The organism is Halobacillus aidingensis (assembly GCF_900104185.1).
GTDB lineage: Bacteria > Bacillota > Bacilli > Bacillales > Halobacillaceae > Halobacillus > Halobacillus aidingensis.
In genome coordinates this window covers 190,272-210,580 of the sequence record NZ_FNIZ01000003.1, presented here as the reverse complement: position 1 = coordinate 210,580, position 20,309 = coordinate 190,272, and the positions used below count along the sequence as shown (strand labels likewise).

The window sequence follows — 20,309 nt, the reverse complement described above, 5'->3', positions numbered from 1 at the left end:
CAATTATGCATCCATTTTCGAACGGAGATAAGAGTTGATGAATTTATCAAGGTCACCGTCCATCACGCCTTGTGTGTTTCCGACCTCTTCATTCGTACGATGGTCTTTGACCATAGAATAAGGGTGGAACACGTAAGAACGGATCTGGCTTCCCCAGCCGATTTCTTTTTGTTCACCGCGGATATCATCAAGCTGTTGCTGTTGACGCTCGATCTCCAGCTGATAAAGTTTCGCTTTCAACATTTTCATCGCTTGTTCGCGGTTCTTAATCTGAGAACGTTCAGACTGACACGTCACGACCGTATTCGTCGGCAAGTGTGTGATACGAACGGCAGAGTCTGTCGTGTTGACGTGCTGTCCACCGGCACCACTGGAACGGTACGTATCGATCTTCAAATCTTCTGTGCGAACATCAATTTCAATTTCATCGTTGAACTCTGGCATTACTTCACACGATACGAAGGAAGTGTGACGACGGCCGGAGGAATCGAAAGGAGAAATTCGGACAAGACGGTGCACGCCTTTTTCTGCTTTCAAATAGCCGTACGCATTGTGCCCTTTAATCAGAAGGGTCACACTCTTCACACCTGCTTCATCCCCCGGGAGATAGTCCATCGTCGAAACAGAAAAACCTTTCTTCTCCGCCCAACGTGTGTACATGCGTAGAAGCATGCTCGCCCAGTCCTGGGACTCGGTACCACCAGCGCCAGGGTGCAGCTCAAGAATCGCGTTGTTCTTATCATAGGGCTCGCTCAAAAGAATGTTCAGTTCGAATTGGTCAAGGTCCTTTTTCAGCTGCTGCACTTCCTGTTCAAGATCTTCACGCAATTCTTCATCATCTTCTTCTTTGACAAGCTCATAAGAAACTTCCAGATTCTCATGCGTTTCTTCATGTTCTTCAAGCGTGTGGACCAATCCTTTCAGTCCATTCACTTCGTCAATGACTTTCTGTGCCGTGTTCTGGTCGTCCCAGAAACCTGGCTCTGTCATTTGTTCTTCTAGTTCTGCAATACGGGTTTTTCTTTGATCGACGTCAAAGAGACCCCCTGAAGTCCGCTAATCGCTTAGCTGTATTATCCAATGCATGGCGGATTTCTGCCATATCCATATCAATCACTCCTATATGATTCTTCACACAAGGGAAGACACTCTCTAAAAAGAGAGTGCCTCAACCCCTTATTTTCCGTGACAATTTTTATATTTCTTCCCGCTTCCGCAAGGACATGGATCATTACGACGGACATTGTCCTTTTTCACGATCGGGGTTTTCTTCTTCAGCTCTTTGTTTTCACTGCCGCCGGAGACGGCCTGTGCTCCCTGAGCCACTTCCTGACGCTGCAGGTTGTTGCGGATCTGTGCCTTCATGACATAGCGGGAGACCTCTTCATCAATATTGGCAACCATCTGTTCAAACATACGGAAACCTTCGAAGTTATATTCACGAAGCGGATCATTTTGACCGTAGGCACGCAGGTGGATTCCCTGACGCAGCTGGTCCATCTGATCGATGTGATCCATCCACTTCTGGTCAACCGTACGAAGCAGAATGACTTTTTCAAACTCACGCATTTGTTCAGGCGTCAATTCTTCTTCTTTCTCGTCATAACGCTGTTTCACTTTTTCAAGGATAAGCTCCTCCATCTCCTGAGGATCTTTTCCTTTCAAGTCATCCACCGTTACATCGCCTTCATACAGCAAGTTCGCACGCAGGTATTCGACAAGGCTTTCAAGCTCCCAGTTTTCTTCTTCCTCATCACTCGTATGCGTGCCTACCGTTTTAGAAACCGTACGCTCGATCATCTGCTCAATGATTTCACGTAAATTCTCAGATGTAAGCACATCATAACGCTGCTTGTAAATGACTTCCCGCTGCTGACGCAGAACATCGTCATAAGAAAGAATCGTCTTACGCGCATCGAAGTTGTTTCCTTCCACACGTTTTTGTGCAGATTCAACAGCACGAGAGATCATCTTACTTTCAATCGGTTGGGAATCGTCCATTCCAAGACGGTCCATCATGCTGCGAATATTATCAGAAGCGAAACGTCGCATCAATTCGTCATCTGTCGCCAGGTAGAACTGGGACATTCCTGGGTCTCCTTGACGACCGGAACGACCACGAAGCTGGTTATCAATACGGCGGGATTCGTGACGTTCCGTACCAATGACCGCTAGACCTCCGGCTTCTCTAACACCTTCTCCGAGCTTGATGTCCGTACCACGACCGGCCATGTTCGTCGCGATCGTTACCGCGCCCTTCTGACCGGCGTTCTCGATGATTTCCGCTTCACGGAAGTGGTTTTTCGCGTTCAAGACGTTATGCGGAACTCCCGCTTTCGTCAAGTAGCGGGAAATGATTTCGGACGTTTCAACCGCTACGGTACCGACAAGCACCGGCTGTCCATTTTCATGACGTTCCTTAATATCCTCAACAACCGCTTTGAACTTCCCGTCCATCGTCTTGTAAACAAGATCTGCCTTGTCATCACGGATAATATCACGGTTCGTCGGAATGACGATAACGCGCATATTATAAATGTTCAGAAATTCTTCTTCTTCCGTCTTCGCTGTACCGGTCATACCGGAAAGCTTTTCATACATACGGAAAAGGTTCTGGAACGTGATCGAAGCAAGCGTCTGGCTCTCATTTTGAATTTCGAGCCCTTCTTTGGCTTCAATTGCCTGGTGCAATCCGTCACTATAGCGGCGCCCTTTCATAAGACGACCGGTGAACTGGTCAACGATGACCACTTCGCCGTCCTCCACAACATAGTCGGTATCCTTCTGCATCGACGTATGCGCCTTGAGCCCCTGGTTGATGTGGTGAATCAAGGATACGTTAGAAAGATCAAACAAGTTCTCGATTTTGAAAAAGCGCTCGGCTTTGTTGATTCCTTCTTCTGTAAGCTGTACGTTCTTCGTTTTCTCGTCGTACGTGTAATCTTCTTCATTCGCGAGTAAACGAACAAAAGAGTTTGCTCCCTGATAGAGATCGGCAGATTTTGAAGCCGAACCACTGATGATCAACGGTGTACGCGCTTCGTCAATCAAGATCGAGTCGACCTCATCAATGATCGCGAAATGAAGCGGACGTTGGACCATCTGCTCCTTGTAAAGCACCATGTTGTCACGCAGATAGTCGAACCCGAACTCGTTGTTCGTTCCATACGTAATATCCGCTAGGTACGCCTCACGCTTTTCATCCTTCGACATGCCGTTCGAGTTCAACCCGACGGTCAGTCCAAGGAATTGGAAAAGTTCGCCCATCTCTGTCGCGTCACGGCTCGCCAAATAATCGTTGACCGTGATGATGTGCACGCCTTTACCAGTAATTGCGTTCAAGTACGCCGGCATCGTAGACGCCAGTGTTTTACCTTCACCGGTTTTCATCTCCGCGATGTTTCCCTCATGAAGGGCGATCGCGCCTAAGAGCTGTACGCGGAACGGGCGCATTTCAAGCACACGTTTAGAAGCTTCACGTACAACCGCAAAAGCTTCAACCAGCATATCATCTAAATCTTCGCCATTTTGATAGCGTTCTTTGAATTCTTCTGTCTTATTTTTTAATTCATCATCAGACATTTTTTCGATTTGCGATTCCATCGCTTCGATGTCATCCGCGATTTTCTCCAATCGCTTCAATTGACGTGTATTTCCATCGCCAAAGATCTTCTTTAAAGTCCCAAGCATTGCAACCGCTCCTCTGTTGATTTCCGAACTTCGGTTGAATAGTTTAATCCTCTATTATCATAACACTAAGAGAAGCGGCCTGACAATCAATGACATAGGACCAGGGACACCGGTTGAGGATTTATGTAGAGGGAGTAAAAGAAAGGGGCCGTTCGCGGATGATTTGGTGTTCAACCCCGAGCTGTCGGCGGTCCAAATCCGTAATACGACGATTCGTCGCCCCGATGATTTCCACAAGCTGAGCGATCGTTTCTTCCTGCTGATTCAAGCGTTTATAGATGTACTCACATTCCTTGCCATTCATGCCATCACCTCCTGTAGTATCCTTTATACTACTAATTTCGAAAATGAGCGAAAGCACAAAATTCTATTTATTGTGCCTTATAATAATGAAAGATTGATTTTCTTCTAGCAAAAATTCGTTTTTCCTATTCCATTTCTTTAGCAAAAAACAAAAAAACGCCTCTGCCGAAGCAGAGGCGCATACTCTAGTAAACTATCAAGTTTCGATCAAACCATAACGGCCGTCACGACGTTTATAAACAATGTTCGTTTCATCTGTATCCGCGTTTGTAAAGACGAAGAAGTTGTGACCAAGCATATCCATCTGCAGTGCCGCTTCTTCACTATCCATCGGCTTCAAATCAAAACGCTTCGTTTTCACGATATCAACATCAAACTCATCATCAAGTGTTTGCGTTTGCTGCTGAGCTTCACGTTCAAGCTCGGCAAAGACGTATTTCGGAGCACCCTCTTGGCGGAACTTACGATTCACCTTCGTTTTATGCTTGCGAATTTGTCGTTCCAATTTATCTACCACAAGGTCGATGGCAGCGTATAAATCTGTGTTGTGTTCCTCAGCACGAAGAAGTAGATTCTTCATCGGAATTGTGACCTCGATTGTCTGCTCATCATTATAGACACTTAAATTAACGTGTACCTCGGAAGACGGCGGAGTATCAAAGTAGCGTTCAAGCTTGCTCACCTTTTTCTCCACATATTCTTTAATAGAATCCGTCACTTCCAAGTTTTCACCACGAATGTTGTATTGTAGCATTAGAAGTGTCCTCCTTTCATCCTTATGTGATATATATTCTATCATACCCACGCCCATTCCTGCATAAACTTTCGAAATATTTTGTCTAATTTGTGTCGGTAATTGTTGGGATAAGTAGAAAATAAGTATCCCACTGGGAAATGAAGGACAGAAATTGATAGATTTCGGCATAACAAAAGCGCCTACAAAGGGGTAGACGCTTTTCATTCAATGAGAAATATAAGGTTTTACAAAGCCCTGCACCCGTGTGCGCCATTCTTCATACGCAGGCACAACTTTTTCTACAAGCAATCCTCGTTTTTCTTCATTCGTTTCAAGTGTGAACCAGCCCTGAAGCATCTGGACGACCTCATGGAAGTCGATGATGAGCGGTTGAATTTCTTCACGTTCCTCAAATAGGACGGCCATCTGGTCATGGGTTCTGCTCACCTGTTCTAAGCCAAGCAGGACGTCCTGGAATACTTGCTGAGTTTGCGGAGGAGCCTCTGCGGTAATATTGTTCTCTAAATAATCCAAACCTTCACTGATGGTATCTAACAGCTGATCATACTGTTCCAGCATATGGTGCTGTTCTACTGTAAGTTCTGACAAAAAATCACCTATTCTACTTTTTATGATCCAAATACATGCCGTCATAGCCGGAGACGCTTTGGTATGGGTTGACGTAGCGTTGTTTGCTGGCCTTTTGTTTTTTTGCATTGCGCATATCCCGCTTCAATCCCTCAAAAAGGAACTCGAGCTTTTGATTGATTTTCAAATCGCGTTTCTGCACTTCTTGAACCAACGGCTTCTCTTCCTGAGAAGGGTCTGATAATTGTTCGAGTATAACTGCCCGTTTATCCAAAAGAGTCTCTATTTCCTCTATAACAGCTGTGCGGTTCTTTTCATTAACTGGTTGATGGACGACCTCATCCAGCTCCTCTGTGATGGAGGCAAACTCAGTCCATACACCCATCAGGCATTTCCACCTTGACCGAATTGTATTTTTCTTGACTCTAAAATGACCTGCTTCCAAGTATCACGAAACTCTACCACAAGTCCCTCGACTTCGTCCAAAATTTCGATATCATTTTTTGTGTTCGCTTCCACCAAGCGACGGCTCATATAATCATACAATGGCATGATTTCCTGTGTCACTGCATATTGTTGGTCCATCGTAACCATAAGCTCTTGAATGATTTTTTGCGCTTTTTGGATGTTTGTATTTTTCTTCTCAATTTCATTATTCTCCATTGATTTTCGAGCGATTCTGATGAACTTAATACATCCATTATAAAGCATTAAAGTGAGTTCCCCTGGGGAAGCTGTTTCTACTGAGTTATTTTGATAGGCTTGAATAGACATCTAGCCAGCACTCCTTTTATTGTTACATTCCACCGCTGAAGTTTTGCATTATAAAAGCGGATTGCGAATTCATTTTTTGTATCGCTTTCTCCATGGCACCAAATTCACGCCAATAGCGATCTTCAATAGCATTTAAACGATCTTGAAACGAATCCATATCATCATTAATACTTTCAATCTGACGTCCTAACATGAAGTTGTTATCCAAACTGGTCGGTTTACCGGCTTTTCGCTCAATGGATTTAGTGGCTTCTTCTATCGAGGTCTCCAGCCGCCTAGCAATTCCTGGGTTGGTGTCTGTTCCTGAGAAAAGCTTGGCAACAGAATCAGGATTGTCTCTCAATGCTTGACGCAATTGATCCTCATCGACTTCCAACTTCCCGCCCTCACGATAATTGGACGTCGTCGTAATACCGATCTGTGAGGCCATGCTATATTCACCATCCGTCTCTACTGGGGCATACCAATTTTGACGCATGCTGCTCAGAACACCACTGACTACTGAATCCCCTTTGAGCATTCCGCTTTTAGATTTTTCTTCCCAGAGCTCAATTTCTTCCTCTTCCATATCCTTTTTCTGTTCGGCAGTCAAAGGTTGGAAATCACGGTAGCGTTTTTCTTCCGTTTTGCCATTCAAATCTTCGATGACTTTATTGTATTTTTCAACAAAACTCATTACTTTTTCAAAGGAATCATCAACATTATTGGAAACACTGAGAGTAGAGGTTCCGACTTCATTGAACGTGAAATTCATTCCATTCAGTGAATAATCATTGCTGTGGGAAGTCATCTCGAATGAATTGTTATAAGTGAAACGGGCATCACTTCCGCCTTTTTCATTCAGTTCCCATCCTGTTCCATCATTCTTACCATTTTTAATATCGAGTGTATCAGCTAAGAAAGAGGCTGACGTGCCGTTGAAGCCAATCTCAGCACCTAAGAATTTACTCTCATCTGTATTGAAATCCCCGGTTTCCGTCCGCTCAAGCATCACCTTATCTGCGCCTTTATCATAGAAAGCACGGACACCTAAATCAGAGTCATTAATTTCACCAAGAATATCATTAAGAGATTTATCACCAGTTACATCGAAAGAGACGGTCGTTTCTTCTCCTCCCTCACCATACGTCGTAATGGAAAAAGTATCATCAAGAGTAATTCCATTAATAAGATTAGCTTGCTGATTCTCTAATGTATCATCCGGATCGAACTCACCGTTACTTATGCCATTTTCACTGTAATTGTAAGCAGCCTCTGCGAGTTCTAAAACTTCCATCTTGTAACTGCCTTCATCGGCACTAGACAACGCCGTCGCAGAAACAGCTGAACTTGAAGAGCTGACATCTTTTGAGTTATAAGAACGCTCCAGTTTCATGTCGAAAGCCAGCGTATCCAACTCTGAAAGCTGTTTATTTACATCACGATAAGCGTCTCTCTTGTATGTAAGCCATTCACGATCCTGCTCCATTTTATTAAGTGGCTGCCTCTCAGCTTTCATCAGATCTTTAATAATCTGATCTGTATTCATACCTGAAGCAAGACCACCAATGCGCATATCACTCATTCTATCACCCGCTTATATTTTTTCATCAACAATAAATCCAAGTCGTTCCGCAATTGATGCATACATATCCAGCATCTTCTTCGGAGGAATCTCCTTAACTATTTCCTCTGTATCGCTATCTACGATGGTTACATAGTATTCTTCTAATTTATCATGGAACTGAAATCGCAACGAGGTATTTACTGCTTTGAAAAATTCATTCATATCCTCTGAAGCCTGTTTCAGTTTTTCTTTTTCATTACCTGACGAATATTCTTTATTGTCTTCATTCATTTTCTCAAGCTTTACTGATTCATTCTTCTGAACAGGTGAACGGACACCAAGTTGTAAGTTATTTCTCTGCAGAAGTTGTGATTGGGTCATATGATTTCTTACATCCACCTTCAACAACTCCCTAACGCTATGTAGTTTCTTTTTATATCGGTTTGAGGTGATAATAATTAAACGTATTAAGGGATTTAATTACTAAGTAGAGATCCCATAATAATAATGGCTAAGAAACACCACATACAGAACATATGATCTTTTTATATGCATAGTTTATTAATGAAACCATCTATGACATAGAAAAAGACCCTCAAGAATGAGGGCCTTTTTATCTTTATTAACGTAGAAGTTGAAGAACTCCTTGTGGTTGTTGATTCGCTTTAGCAAGCATCGCTTGAGAAGCTTGCGCAAGAATTGAATTCTTGGTTTGATTCATCATTTCTGACGCCATCGTGTGTCCATTTACTTTCATAAATGACTAGACTATATCTTCACCCTCTAGCATATAGTAGGGGTCGGGCGCTTTAGATCCACAATGCTGATGACCATTGTTTCACCTACGGATTTCATCACCTTAAACGGTGGTGTATCCTAGTCGTTGAACCTTCTCCACTTTTTCAAGACAGGAGCTTGGCTGCTGATTGCCCAATCTCTTCTTTTTTTCACCTTCACGTTTGTCGTTTCCAACTACGTTGTGGTAAGAAAAGTTCTAAGGGGTTTCCAGCAATTCACCCGATTATAATCACTAGCCGTTACCAGCCAGGACGACTGTGTTTAGCTTATGAAGCTAAAGCATAATCTACGTCACGGATACGAGATTCCGCAGCAGTTAGGTTTTCAGAAGATGTACCTAAGTTATTGATTGTGTGATCGAGACGGTTTTGGAATGCACCAAGTTCAGATCGTTGTGTAGAAACTTGGTTTATAGCTTTTTCAATTACATCAATGGATTCGCGTGCATTTGCTGCGTCAGAAACATCTACATCATCAACAGACCATGAGTTGTTTGCAGATGAACCACCAACACCAAGGGCTGTAGCCTTCATATCATCAATTGTAACATTTAACTTTTGCTCAGCCTTATTGTTAGCACCAATTTGGAAGTCGACACCAGAAGCGTTAACAGTAATTGTTTCCGTCGCTCCAGCTGAAGCTGCAATATTAGTCTCTCCTGCTGTGTTAATAGCATCATTAAGTTCTAAAGAAATTCCAAAAGCATCAAATTTCACTGTAGAAGAATCTCCGGCTGCAGGTGTAGCAATATCATCAATAACTTGAGTCTCACCATTACCATTGCTTATAGTAATTTTAGTTCCTGAAACAGTAGCATCTTCAACAGCAACTGTATATGAAGCAGCAGGTGCACCATCTGTAGTTATATTGTTGATACCATTTGCTACAGTCAGGCTACTTCCTAAAGAAACGTCACTTCCCATTGTTCCATCAAGAAGGTTTTTCCCATTGAATTCAGTTGATTTACCAATACGAGTTACTTCTGTTTTCAAGGAATCTAATTCTTCTTGAATAGCCTCTCTATCCACAGTGTCATTTGTATCATTTGCACCTTGCACAGAAAGCTCACGCATTCTTTGGAGAATACTGTGTGTTTCGCTTAATGCACCCTCAGCAGTCTGAATTAGAGAAATTCCATCTTGTGCATTCCGAGAAGCTTGGTCTAAGCCTCTTATTTGACCACGCATTTTTTCAGATATTGATAAACCTGCTGCATCGTCACCAGCACGGTTAATTCTAAGACCTGATGAAAGCTTTTCCATTGAATTTTGTTGTGCATTGTTTGCTTGACCCAGTTGTCGGTGCGTATTAAGCGCAGCAATATTATGATTAATTCTCATCCTGAAAATTCCTCCTTGAAATAAGTAACCACACATCCTTGTGTGATCCTCTAGTTACAAAACAAAAAGTCGGCCGACTTATGTAATGTTTTACATTACTTATATCGACCGACTCCCCAAACTTTTTAATCTTTTTTCGCATTTTTTAATAGATTCAGCAAATCTCCAGACACATTTGCAGCCTCCGCATTCTCTTTCTCAATCGCCACATACACTTCCTGACGATGAATCCCAACACTTTTAGGTGCTTCAACCCCCAATTTCACCTGTCCACCTTCGACACTGACAACGGTAATGGTGATATCATCACCTACTCTGACAGACTCACCTTCTTTGCGGTTAAGTACGAGCATGAGATTCACCGCCTTTCCCTGACGGAATCAACGGATGTTTCGTTTTGTATTCTGGTCGATTTAAAATCAACTGCTTTGCTTTTCCTTCAGCCGTGTTCATCACAATAGGAGCCTGCAGATTCAACGTTGACTTCTCAAATGGGGCATGCAATGTAACGACATTATAAACAGCGATATCTTCTGTACGCTCTATACCCAACTCTTCTTCGTTAATGTCAAACTCATAATCTTTATAAAAATAATAAGGGTTTGTGACGATGAGCGAAAGACCTGCTTCTTCCAAAGACTGTAACGCAAAGTATGTACCTAATTCATCAACAGGTAAAAGAACAAAAGAATGATAACTTTCAAACCCTGGCAGTCCGGCAGGGAATTCAATACATTCTTTCTTATCAACCTCTATCGCACCAAAATATTTTGTTTCGATTTTCATATTTACACCTTCCAATCAATCTTCAAGTCTGGCATTTGTTCCATGCTCACATCAACATTCCCGGGACGGTAGTGATGTTCAGGCTCTCGCTTCTTATTATCAATGATCGGGTCACGTCGCTGGATATCAATCTGCGCATCACCCGGCTGAAAAATCGTTTGAACAAGTTCATATGCCGGACGGCCACCGGGTTGAAAAGTAAAATCAAACCCTGCATTCCGCTTCGCCTGGGCTGCAATAGGATTCCCACCATTTTCAATGCGCATAAGCTCATCCCCTTCACGAGAGACACGAGCAAGACCTTCCATCCATATATTCTTCGCAATCCCAACAAGTTCTTCTGTTCGTACCAATACATTTTTTAAATCAAGGTTATGCCACGCATTTGTCTGATCGATCGTCAGTTTGCCGGGCTTCTGCTCAATCTTCATGTCCGCTTTCGGCTGTTGAATCGACTGGTCAGCTTTATGCTGCTCTATCGTTTGTTTCGGCTCATGAACCGTCAGTCCGACCCTTCCTTGAGTGGACTGCACCTGAAGCTTAGGAATATCCATCCGCGTCCCTCCTTATGAAGTCCCTTGTAATCAAAAGCTTATTCAAAAAACAAGACTGTCTCAAATCGAGACAGCCTTATCTTAGAAAATCCATCAACGATGGCTGGATGATTCGGGCTCCAACGCCCATCGCCGCTCTATGGACACTTTCCTGTGTTTTTAAATCCGTGATCACTTTTTCAATATCCGCATCTTCGTTATCAGACATCATTCTTGTTGCACTTACTTTTTGTGATTCCAAACGATCCTCAATCAAATCCACACGGTTCATCCGTGCCCCCAAATCGGCGCGTTCGTTAACGATATTTCCGATATGACCGTCGAATGATTCAATAAAATCCCCAAGTTCTCCCTGGGTTGTATCACCTTCAAGTGCAGATGCGAAATTCTCGAGGTCTTCAAAAAGTTTCTGATTAAACACATTCCCAGGGGTAATATTCGTCTGAAGCTTAACGCCAGATGAAACTTCGATATTGATCGGATCATTCCCAGGCGATACAGAACCTTCTAAATCTTCCATATCAAAAGGAGCTTCCGTTGTATTCGAACCATTGAAAATATATTTATGATTCACTTTTGTATTAGCAATGGAACCAATATGTTCCTTTAATTGGCGAATTTCTTTGCCCACCGCACTAAGTTGGTCAGAATTATAGGTCTCATTACTCGCCTGAACCGTCAGCTCTCGAACCCGCTGCATCGCCTGCGTCGCTTTATCAAGAGCTGCATCACTATTATCCATCCAGTTGTGGACTTCGCCGATATTACGCTGGAATTGCTCCACTTCTGTTACTTGCTGGCGGTAATTAATGCCTTTCATAGCTACCACAGGATCTTGGGAAGGTCGCGAAATTTTCTTACCTGTGGATAATTGCTCCTGATACTTCCCCATGTTTCTATAACTATCACTCAAGTTTCGTAGCATATTATTCGAAAGCATACTTTGAGTTACACGCATCAGTCATTCACCTACCTTCCTACTCGTCCCATTTGATTGATGACCCGATCAAGCATTTCATCGACGACAGTAATGTTCCTCGCTGCTGCATTATACGCGTGTTGGAACTTGATCATGTTCGACATTTCTTCATCCAATGACACAGAACTGACGGACTGCCTTTGTTCATCTACAGAGCTTTTAAGTGTGCCCGCGTTTCTTGACATCCGTTCTGCTTCCTGTGTTTCGACAGCCATTGTACCGATCATCGATTCATAAAAGCTGTCCATAGAAGTTTCTTCACCAAAAACTGCATTCGGTTCGTTTTGCACGTCAGCTAGATTTGAAGCATTTTCTCCATCCCCAGCTTGATCCGAGACAGCTGCAGCAATATGATCCCCATCTGCTAAGATTTCATCGGTCAAACCAATGGTACCTGCTACACCTTCGATGACTCCTTCTGCTTCCATATCAATATTGAAAAAGTTAGGAACTTCATCGCCGTTTTCGATACTATTTAAAGATTCCCCCTGAGTATGGACATTGTTGAACTCGCGCGCAAAACCTGTGGCCATTCTATCCAAATCGGAAAGCATTTGCGAATAGCTCCCTTTTTTCTCGTTGCCTTGCTTGTAGCCTCCGGAATAAAGCAGTCCTTTCAATTTACCTTGTGATGAGAAGTCTTCTATAGAATAGGAAGCACTGCCTCCGACTTGGATACTGCTAGCGTGAACTTCTCCTTTGTCATAATTGACTTTTAGGGTGTTCACTTCATTCGCCGCACCATCCACAAGTGTGGCCGGTGGTTCCAGAGGTTGCCCGTTGTTACCTACAATCGAAATGCTCGCTTTCCCCATAGCCAGTGGATCAGCAGAGGAAGGTGTATCTTCGTATTTCACTTCGATATTCATATGTTGTGATAGTTGATCGACCAACCGATCACGTTCATCATACAAATCGTTCGGAACCATACCATGTGGTTCCACTTCAGCAATTTGCTGATTGATATTATTGATTTGGTTCGCCAATGAATTGATTTCTTTTTCCGTGACACCAACCTCTGTTTTAACGTCTTTCTGCATTGATTGGATGGTGTTGGAAAGGTAGTTGAACGTTTCTGCTACGGCTTGACCACGTTGACGTACAACAGAGCGCGCACCAGAGTCCTCTGGATTAACGGACAAGTCCTGCAACGATTGCCAAAAACGGTCCATCGTCTTCGCAAGACCATCTTCAGAAGGTTCATTCATCACATTTTCCAACCTTCCTAACGCATCAGAGCGAGTATCATAATAGCCGGACTTGCTACTTTCACCACGATACTGTTGATCAAGGAAGCCGACTCTTACACGTTCAATCGATCCTGCTTCCACACCACTCCCGACCTGACCAGGAATCTCCGGACGGTTTCTTGACGCCGGTGGATAAGGCCCCGTCTGCTCAAAATTCACACGCTGCCTTGTGTATCCTTCTGTATTCGCATTAGCAATATTGTGCCCTGTCGTATATAAAGCGGATTGTTGAGTGAAAAGCCCGCGCTTCGCTACTTCCAACCCGTGAAACGTTGATCCCATGATGGTTACTCCTCTGCTTTATGCTTTTGAATCGAAAATGGAACGTTTAGCCGTTCCACTGTTGTTTCCCTCTTTCCCTCCATAATTCACAGACTGAATCGATGGTTGGAGAAGGTCGAGTGACATGTTGATGAACTGCAGCGATTGCTGTGTCAGTTCTGTGTTCAACGTTTCCTGTCGCTTCAAGTCAGCTAATACGAGGATGAGAGCTTCATACGCGTTCTGAAGCCTCTCTTTTTCCTCTCCATCGAGAATTTCAATAAGTTCGGATACGGTCCGCCCATGTGTAGGAAGACCCTTTTCCGATGCCCACTGAGCTACTGACCGTTCTCTTTGTTTTTCGATTTTTTCAATCGCCTGAACATGCTTCTTTTCCTGAATCAACAGTTGTTGAATTCCAGTTACATCGTTCGTTTTTAATGCCTCTGTTTTCTTTTGAGACAAAGACAAAAGACTCTCATGCAACTGTTGAAGCTGTTTCATATAAGTGATGACCGGATCGATCGTCATGATGATTCTCCTCTATAATTACTTCGACCAAAAATCAAGCATCTTTTTAGCGGTCGCCTTGGCATCCACCTGATAATTTCCCTGCTGTACATCTGATTTCACTTGGTCGACCAGCTTTTTCCGTACAGAATCGCTCTTCCCAGATTCCTGCATCTGTTTCGCGGTCTCAGAAATCTCGATTTTATCGGTCACTTGCTTCTTCGGTCCGGTTTCTGCCTGTTTGTTCATCTGCTTTTGATATGGATTTAAGTTCGTTTGATTCGGGCCGTTGATTTTCAATTCTGTCACCTCATTTCCTTCCGACTATCTATTACCCATTATATCGACAAGGCTCATGAAGATATAAATCATGCTTAAGATTCATTTCACCATGAATAATAAGTCCTGTTTGCCCTTTCCCGTTCCTTCTCTTCTTTTCTTTTCTCCAATGACTCATTACGCTCTTGGACATTGAGGCCCTTTTGAATCGAACCTTTACATGAATCGCATAAACGGTCTTCTCTGATGGACGCTCCACACTTCTCACATGCATAGCTCACATTCGGAAAGTGAGCAGGGTGAAGCCGCTTCTCTTTGACAAACTTACGGATCTGCCGTTCAGAAACTCCTGTCCCTGCCTCAATTTCATCTACAGTCGCTGTCCGGTTTTGTTTTCTTCTTAAAAAGGCGTAGACGGTTTGAAAGTCTTTTTCTTCCTGCTTCCTACACTCTGGACAAACGGTACTTGATCCTTTCAAGAAAAGTCCATTACAACGTGAGCAATTTGCTAATTCCCCCATCTTCATCGTCCTCCATGTTCTCTATTTATCTATTATATCGGCACAGAAGAAGAGATTCAAAAGTCCTATAGCCCATTCAGCGAAAAATAGTAAAAGAAGAAATGGAAGGGCAACCTTGCTTTTTCAGCAACGAAGCCATATGGCGGACCGTTCTCCCTGTCGTGTAAATATCATCAACAATGACTACGGGGGCTGTAACTGGATGCAGGAGACGGAATGGGTTCTCGGATTGCATGCGGTCTTTCCGTCCTCTTTTCGACTGTTTCTCACTATGCGACCGTTCAAATATAGAGATGTGCTCTTCCTCCAAGGCCACGATAATAGCTTCTGATTGATTGAATCCACGCTCATGGAGACGCTTGCTACTAAGAGGAACACTCAAAATCTGCTTCCCTTTAAAACCTGAAGCTAACCACACGTTTTGTAGGTGTGCCTTGTAAGCTTCCAACAACGCATAGTCCCCTCTATATTTCCAGCGAGCCACAAGTTCCTTATTGAACTCATTGTATGGAAAAACAGCAACATTTCTTTCTAATAGGTCAGCGTTTGTTTTCTCCCATTTTTGACAGTCTTGACACACCCCTTCATGCCCTGGACGATGACACGCAGGGCAAAAAGGAGTTGTGATTTTATCCATTTGTTCCTCACACTCCTGACATATCTTTTTCTGAACAGGAGGCTTCCAAAACGTTCCCCACGTGACAGCAGGAATGGTTTCAACATGGCAGATCAGACACCTCATAGCTTCCGTCCCAGTTTATTCATGTAACGGATCGACTCCACAGCATCCAGCATTTCATCGGTTTTTCCTATATGATAAAAGATTACATCTCCCGTAGGATCGTCTGGACTTCTTCCGGCTCTTCCTGCGATCTGCACGAGCGCCGCCTCATCGAATACCACGTGCCCTGCATCAATGACATAAACATCGACAGAAGGAAATGTCACTCCCCGCTCCAAAATCGTAGTTGTGATGAGCACACGATATTCTTTGTTTCTGAACGCCTGGATCTTCTCTGCTCGCTGACTGTCTTCGGCATGAACCGATTGGACCTTATAGTTCCGTTCTTTCAAGTATGCGGCCATTTGTTCGGCCATTTTTATAGAAGGGAGAAAAAGCAGCAGTTGTCTTGGTGTCTGTTGTTGATAAACGATTTGTTGAAGAACCTTTGGTGGGAGTTCTCCTTTTTTGAGAAATCGGTGAAGTGTAGGAGTAAGTTTGAGTTGCGGCACAGGGAGAGGATGGCCGTGGAATCGTTGAGGAATGAAAACGACGGGAAGGTGTTTGGCACGAATCCTTCGCTTCTGCTTCTTTCTTGGTGTGGCCGTCAAATAGATGATGGAAGCTTTCGGTTTGGCCGCTCGTTCACTTGCATAATGGAGGGATACGTCATTGTGAAACGGGAAAGCATCCACTTCATCAATGATCATGACATCAAAGGCATGCGCAAAACGTAGGAGCTGATGGGTTGTAGCTATAATAAACGGAGCATCACCAACTTTATCTGGACTATCTCCATAGAGAGCCTGAATGTTCACCCCAGGAAATGACTTCTGTAAGCGAGGGAGCAGTTCTCTTACAACATCCGTTCTAGGCGTGGCCAGACAAATACGCTTTCCCTTTTTCAGCGCTTCCGTCAGGGCAGGAAAAAGAATCTCTGTCTTCCCAGCTCCACATACCGCCCACACTAATTTTTCACCACTTCCTGTTCGGACGAGTGCCACAAGTTCATCCGCTGCTTTTTGTTGATGGATTGTCAATTCCCCGTCCCATTGGCAGGGATGTTCATGGAGTGGCCACTCAAAACCCGAACTTCCGTAGTATAACGGTTCACATTCAATCACTCTGCCCATTTGAATACAGGAGCGGCAATACAAACAGGTTTGACCACATGTCGCATTTGGCATTTTCGCGAAAAGGTAGGATTTAGTGTTTCCACAACGCCTGCAGCGTTGCCCCCAGGGATAGGATTCAATACTCGTTACTTTTATCAAAATTGATTGCGCTATTAGCTGATCTACTTTTTCATCTTCATAAGGGATTTCATGACGGAGAAGGAGTTTTCCGGTAAGATAAGAGTAGTTGTGAGTGGGGTTCTCAGGAGGAATCCAGGAGAAGTCTTTTCGAAGGTATTTCTTAACCGTTTTGAACATACAAACACCATCCTATAGAAAAGTAGAGCCTGTTCGAGTCTCACAAACAGGCTCTTTGCTATTAGGATTGACGGTACCATCCAAGGCCCATGGCCCCTTCACCAAGGTGCGTGCCGATAACGGGGCCGAAGTAACTAAGGACAACCTCGACATTATCATGTTTTTCTTCCAATTCTTTTTTCAACTCTGCCGCTTCTTCCGGACGGTTGGCGTGAATCAGACATGCTTTATAAGTCCCGCCTACTTCCACCTTCTCTTCAAAAAGAGAAACAATCTTCTTTATCGCTTTTTTCCTTGTCCGGATCTTTTCGAACGGAACGATTTTTGTCTCGACAAAATGAAGAACAGGCTTCACTTGTAGAAGGCTGCCGACAAAGGCCTGTGCTCCATTCAAACGACCACCTCTTTGAAGGTGGCTGAGATCATCGACCATGAAGTACGCGCTCATCGATTTCTTCATTTCATTCAAACGGCTGATGATTTGATCAGGCGTTGCCCCGTTGTTCGCTAATTCAGCAGCTTCAAGTGCATAAAAACCCTGCATGTGACAGCTGATTTCTGAATCAAATACATGAACATCGATCTCTTCGACCATTTCGCCTGCGGTAACCATCGCCTGATACGTACCACTGATCCCGCTGGATAAGTGAATAGAAACGACCGAATCATAGTCTTGAGAGAGCTCCTCCAGCTTCTGTGTCATGATTCCGATCGAAGGCTGCGAAGTTTTTGGAAGTTCTCCTCCTTCTTTCACCATATCGTAAAAGTCATCTGTGTTGATATCTACTTCTTCCTGATAGGATTCATGACCAAAAATCACGTTCAACGGAACCATATGTATGTTGTTGGCTTTGCGTACATCTCTCGGAAGGTAAGCTGTGCTGTCTGTGATTACCGCTGTTTTCATCCGATCCAACTCCTTGTTTTCTTTATCGTTTTTCTATGAATATATGTAAAATAATTTCCGATATTCTCTCTATCTATTTTACATGAACCCCACTCACAATGCACCAACTAATACGAAAACAGTTGTCCGTATGTCTATATTTGGTGTACCAGGTCATCCAGAATCTGGATGACCTGGTACACCAAATAATTCCAATTAAACTCCAAATCCACACACTAAAAAGGGCTGTTTTTTCAGGTATACATTTCTGCACCTTAAAAACAGCCCTAACTTCAATTTATTTTATTTTAGATGACTTCAACCCAGCCGTTTTTGATTGCTGTGACTACAGCCTGGGTACGGTCGTTAACGTTCATTTTCTGTAGGATGTTACTAACGTGGTTTTTTACGGTCTTTTCACTGATATAGAGTGATTCCGCTACGCCGCGGTTGCTGTTTCCGTCCGCCAACAGTTGCAGCACCTCACATTCACGGCGTGTAAGCAGGTGCAATGGCTTTCGATATTCAATCGTACGATAAGCACTGCTACCTTTGCTATCCGCCAGACGACGATATTCAGCCACTAAGTTGTGTGTGACTTTCGGGTGCAGGTAAGAACCACCAGCGCCTACAACTTTAATCGCATCAATCAAGGCATCAGAATCCATTTCTTTAAGAAGATACCCTTGTGCTCCTGTCTTCAGTGCGTGTGTCACATAATTCTCGTCATCGTGGATCGACAGAATGATCACTTTCATTTCTGGATAGCGTTTTGTAATTTCAGCTGTCGCTTCAACCCCGTTCATGCTCGGCATGTTGATATCCATTAGGACAACATCAGGCATGTGCTCTTCAATAAGGTTAACCGCTGTATCCCCGTCGTCACCTTCAGCTACAACTTCGAAGCTTGATTCAAAGTCTAAAATTCTTTTTACGCCTTCACGAAATAATTTATGATCATCAATTAGGACTATTCTGGTCGTCATGGTCATTTCCTCCTGTTTCTCATACATAGAATGGGTTTTTGTTCCCCTAACCTATTCTCTATCTCTCTATCTTTGTTTTTCTCTATTTTTAGAAATGTGAATCTACCCTAATCCTATTCCCTATTATAAACGATTCACGTCCATTTACATAGTTTTTCATTGTAATATCAATTTATTGGTAAATGAATCGTGACAATCGTCCCTTCTCCTAAGCTTGAATCGATGTTGAGTTCGCCATCTAACATATCGACGCGCTCCCTCATTCCGACTAGACCGAAGGATTTTTCTTTTTTTTGGGTCGTGTCGAAGCCTTTTCCGTCATCTTTGACGACGATCATGACTCCGTTCGACTTCAGCTCTACTTTCACTTTAATTTCCTTCGGCTCCGCATGTTTGACCGCATTTTGTACGGCTTCCTGTACCAGGCGGAAAAGAGCGACTTCATATTTTGTGTCTAACCGCCGCTCTTTTCCAAACGAAGCAAAAGAAATGTGAATGCTATTATTGTAATCTTCGATGGTCGCTAAGTACTTCTTCAACGTAGGAATCAGTCCAAGGTCATCAAGAGCCATCGGACGTAGATCGTAAATGATCCTTCTCACTTCGTATAAAGCTGATCGTACGAGCGCTCTTACGCTTTTCACTTCCTGCATGGCCTCTTCCACACCCCGCTCACGGTAGGTGCGGTCAACGAGATCAGAACGCAGCATGACGTTTGCGAGCATTTGTGCAGGACCATCATGGATCTCCCTTGATAGCCGCCGTCGCTCTTCTTCTTGAGCTTCGATGATTTGTAAGCCGAACTCCTGCTTTTCCTTCGCATCTTCCAAAGCATCGCTGACATGTTTGAAATCCTCTGTGAGGTAGTTCAATACGATAGAAATTTTACCACCCAGTGCTTCTGCACGGCCGATGGTTTCTTCTAAATTCCTTAGTCGTCTTTCCAAGTCATCTCTTCGCTCACGCAGCTGTTTTTCCTTTTCACGCTTCATGGATAATTCCATCTGAAGTCCATGCGTTTGTTCATACACTTTACGGATTTCTTCTTCTGAATACGTCTGGAACTGTTTGCTGACTTCTGATAAGCGCACCCTTGAAAACCGGACTTTCTGTTCAAGCTTGTCCCCTTCATCAATGAGGGAGATGACCTGCTTTTTAGTGTCAGCTAGTTCACTGTTCAACTTTTCAAACTCATTGCGGGATTCTTCACCAATCTGAAAAATTTCATCCTTACTATTGGTGACCGTATCGACCATTTCATCAATGATATGATCAAGGGCGATATCCCCAGTTTTTTGTACACTCATCATAAGTCCCTCCATCAATATTCACATACTCATTCGTAAGTCCCATGTCCATTTATGGGGG

At 43.5% G+C, this 20,309-nt stretch carries 24 protein-coding genes; all 24 read right to left on the bottom strand.

Annotation, left to right across the window (positions count from 1 at the left end):
• Window positions 1-3: 3 nt before the first annotated feature.
• The 24 genes from prfB to BLS23_RS04260 all read right to left on the bottom strand — a co-directional run bounded on the left by prfB (window position 4) and on the right by BLS23_RS04260 (window position 20,248).
• A protein-coding gene (gene prfB / locus BLS23_RS04375; protein ID WP_143015219.1) for a peptide chain release factor 2 occupies window positions 4-1,108 on the bottom strand; the annotation gives its coding sequence in 2 pieces (ribosomal slippage) (window positions 4-1,035 and window positions 1,037-1,108; 1,104 coding nt in all).
• 68 nt (window positions 1,109-1,176) lie between these two features.
• Complete coding sequence (gene secA, locus BLS23_RS04370; protein WP_089651316.1) at window positions 1,177-3,690, bottom strand: preprotein translocase subunit SecA; 2,514 nt, start codon at window positions 3,688-3,690, stop codon at window positions 1,177-1,179.
• Between the two features lie 121 nt (window positions 3,691-3,811).
• Window positions 3,812-3,994 carry a hypothetical protein gene (locus tag BLS23_RS04365; protein ID WP_089651315.1) on the bottom strand — a complete coding sequence of 61 codons (183 nt, stop codon included), beginning with the start codon at window positions 3,992-3,994 and terminating at the stop codon, window positions 3,812-3,814.
• 195 nt (window positions 3,995-4,189) lie between these two features.
• On the bottom strand, window positions 4,190-4,747 hold the full coding sequence (gene hpf, locus BLS23_RS04360; RefSeq protein WP_089651314.1) for a ribosome hibernation-promoting factor, HPF/YfiA family: 558 nt from the start codon (window positions 4,745-4,747) through the stop codon (window positions 4,190-4,192).
• 207 nt (window positions 4,748-4,954) lie between these two features.
• The gene (locus tag BLS23_RS04355; protein WP_089651313.1) at window positions 4,955-5,338 is read right to left on the bottom strand and encodes a DUF8042 domain-containing protein; all 384 of its coding nucleotides are present in this window, start codon (window positions 5,336-5,338) and stop codon (window positions 4,955-4,957) included.
• Between the two features lie 13 nt (window positions 5,339-5,351).
• Window positions 5,352-5,702 carry a flagellar protein FliT gene (gene fliT, locus BLS23_RS04350; protein ID WP_089651312.1) on the bottom strand — a complete coding sequence of 117 codons (351 nt, stop codon included), beginning with the start codon at window positions 5,700-5,702 and terminating at the stop codon, window positions 5,352-5,354.
• Window positions 5,702-6,091 carry a flagellar export chaperone FliS gene (gene fliS, locus BLS23_RS04345; RefSeq protein ID WP_089651311.1) on the bottom strand — a complete coding sequence of 130 codons (390 nt, stop codon included), beginning with the start codon at window positions 6,089-6,091 and terminating at the stop codon, window positions 5,702-5,704. Before fliS ends, fliT begins: the two co-directional genes overlap by 1 nt.
• Before the next feature lie 22 nt (window positions 6,092-6,113).
• The gene (locus BLS23_RS04340) at window positions 6,114-7,655 is read right to left on the bottom strand and encodes a flagellar hook-associated protein 2 (protein ID WP_089651310.1); all 1,542 of its coding nucleotides are present in this window, start codon (window positions 7,653-7,655) and stop codon (window positions 6,114-6,116) included.
• 12 nt (window positions 7,656-7,667) lie between these two features.
• Window positions 7,668-8,036 (bottom strand): flagellar protein FlaG, encoded by a 369-nt coding sequence (flaG, locus tag BLS23_RS04335; RefSeq protein ID WP_244157084.1) that lies wholly within the window; start codon window positions 8,034-8,036, stop codon window positions 7,668-7,670.
• 223 nt (window positions 8,037-8,259) lie between these two features.
• Window positions 8,260-8,373 (bottom strand): flagellin, encoded by a 114-nt coding sequence (locus BLS23_RS04330; RefSeq protein ID WP_482183496.1) that lies wholly within the window; start codon window positions 8,371-8,373, stop codon window positions 8,260-8,262.
• Window positions 8,374-8,701: 328 nt separating this feature from the next.
• Window positions 8,702-9,775, bottom strand: a complete 1,074-nt coding sequence (locus tag BLS23_RS22105; RefSeq protein WP_089651308.1) for a flagellin N-terminal helical domain-containing protein — start codon at window positions 9,773-9,775, stop codon at window positions 8,702-8,704.
• A gap of 125 nt (window positions 9,776-9,900) precedes the next feature.
• Complete coding sequence (gene csrA, locus BLS23_RS04320; protein ID WP_089651307.1) at window positions 9,901-10,128, bottom strand: carbon storage regulator CsrA; 228 nt, start codon at window positions 10,126-10,128, stop codon at window positions 9,901-9,903.
• A complete protein-coding gene (gene fliW / locus BLS23_RS04315; RefSeq protein ID WP_089651306.1) occupies window positions 10,115-10,561 on the bottom strand; it encodes a flagellar assembly protein FliW in 447 nt (148 codons plus the stop codon). Before fliW ends, csrA begins: the two co-directional genes overlap by 14 nt.
• A 2-nt stretch (window positions 10,562-10,563) precedes the next feature.
• Window positions 10,564-11,115: a DUF6470 family protein gene (locus BLS23_RS04310; RefSeq protein WP_089651305.1), complete on the bottom strand. Its 552-nt coding sequence runs from the start codon at window positions 11,113-11,115 to the stop codon at window positions 10,564-10,566.
• Between the two features lie 76 nt (window positions 11,116-11,191).
• Window positions 11,192-12,073: a flagellar hook-associated protein FlgL gene (gene flgL / locus BLS23_RS04305; RefSeq protein ID WP_089651304.1), complete on the bottom strand. Its 882-nt coding sequence runs from the start codon at window positions 12,071-12,073 to the stop codon at window positions 11,192-11,194.
• Window positions 12,074-12,084: 11 nt separating this feature from the next.
• Window positions 12,085-13,626 (bottom strand): flagellar hook-associated protein FlgK, encoded by a 1,542-nt coding sequence (gene flgK, locus BLS23_RS04300; RefSeq protein ID WP_089651303.1) that lies wholly within the window; start codon window positions 13,624-13,626, stop codon window positions 12,085-12,087.
• A gap of 18 nt (window positions 13,627-13,644) precedes the next feature.
• On the bottom strand, window positions 13,645-14,136 hold the full coding sequence (locus BLS23_RS04295; protein WP_089651302.1) for a flagellar protein FlgN: 492 nt from the start codon (window positions 14,134-14,136) through the stop codon (window positions 13,645-13,647).
• A gap of 18 nt (window positions 14,137-14,154) precedes the next feature.
• Complete coding sequence (gene flgM, locus BLS23_RS04290; protein ID WP_244157082.1) at window positions 14,155-14,424, bottom strand: flagellar biosynthesis anti-sigma factor FlgM; 270 nt, start codon at window positions 14,422-14,424, stop codon at window positions 14,155-14,157.
• Window positions 14,425-14,501: 77 nt separating this feature from the next.
• Entirely contained in the window at window positions 14,502-14,915 is a 414-nt protein-coding gene (locus BLS23_RS04285; RefSeq protein WP_089651301.1) for a TIGR03826 family flagellar region protein, read from the bottom strand.
• A gap of 76 nt (window positions 14,916-14,991) precedes the next feature.
• Complete coding sequence (locus tag BLS23_RS04280; protein WP_244157080.1) at window positions 14,992-15,552, bottom strand: ComF family protein; 561 nt, start codon at window positions 15,550-15,552, stop codon at window positions 14,992-14,994.
• 101 nt (window positions 15,553-15,653) lie between these two features.
• The gene (locus BLS23_RS04275; RefSeq protein WP_089651299.1) at window positions 15,654-17,069 is read right to left on the bottom strand and encodes an ATP-dependent helicase ComFA; all 1,416 of its coding nucleotides are present in this window, start codon (window positions 17,067-17,069) and stop codon (window positions 15,654-15,656) included.
• 61 nt (window positions 17,070-17,130) lie between these two features.
• Window positions 17,131-17,976, bottom strand: a complete 846-nt coding sequence (locus BLS23_RS04270) for a DegV family protein (RefSeq protein WP_089651298.1) — start codon at window positions 17,974-17,976, stop codon at window positions 17,131-17,133.
• A gap of 287 nt (window positions 17,977-18,263) precedes the next feature.
• Window positions 18,264-18,941, bottom strand: a complete 678-nt coding sequence (locus BLS23_RS04265) for a response regulator (protein ID WP_089651297.1) — start codon at window positions 18,939-18,941, stop codon at window positions 18,264-18,266.
• A 167-nt stretch (window positions 18,942-19,108) separates the two neighbouring features.
• Window positions 19,109-20,248 carry a sensor histidine kinase gene (locus BLS23_RS04260; protein WP_089651296.1) on the bottom strand — a complete coding sequence of 380 codons (1,140 nt, stop codon included), beginning with the start codon at window positions 20,246-20,248 and terminating at the stop codon, window positions 19,109-19,111.
• Between the last annotated feature and the right edge of the window lie 61 nt (window positions 20,249-20,309).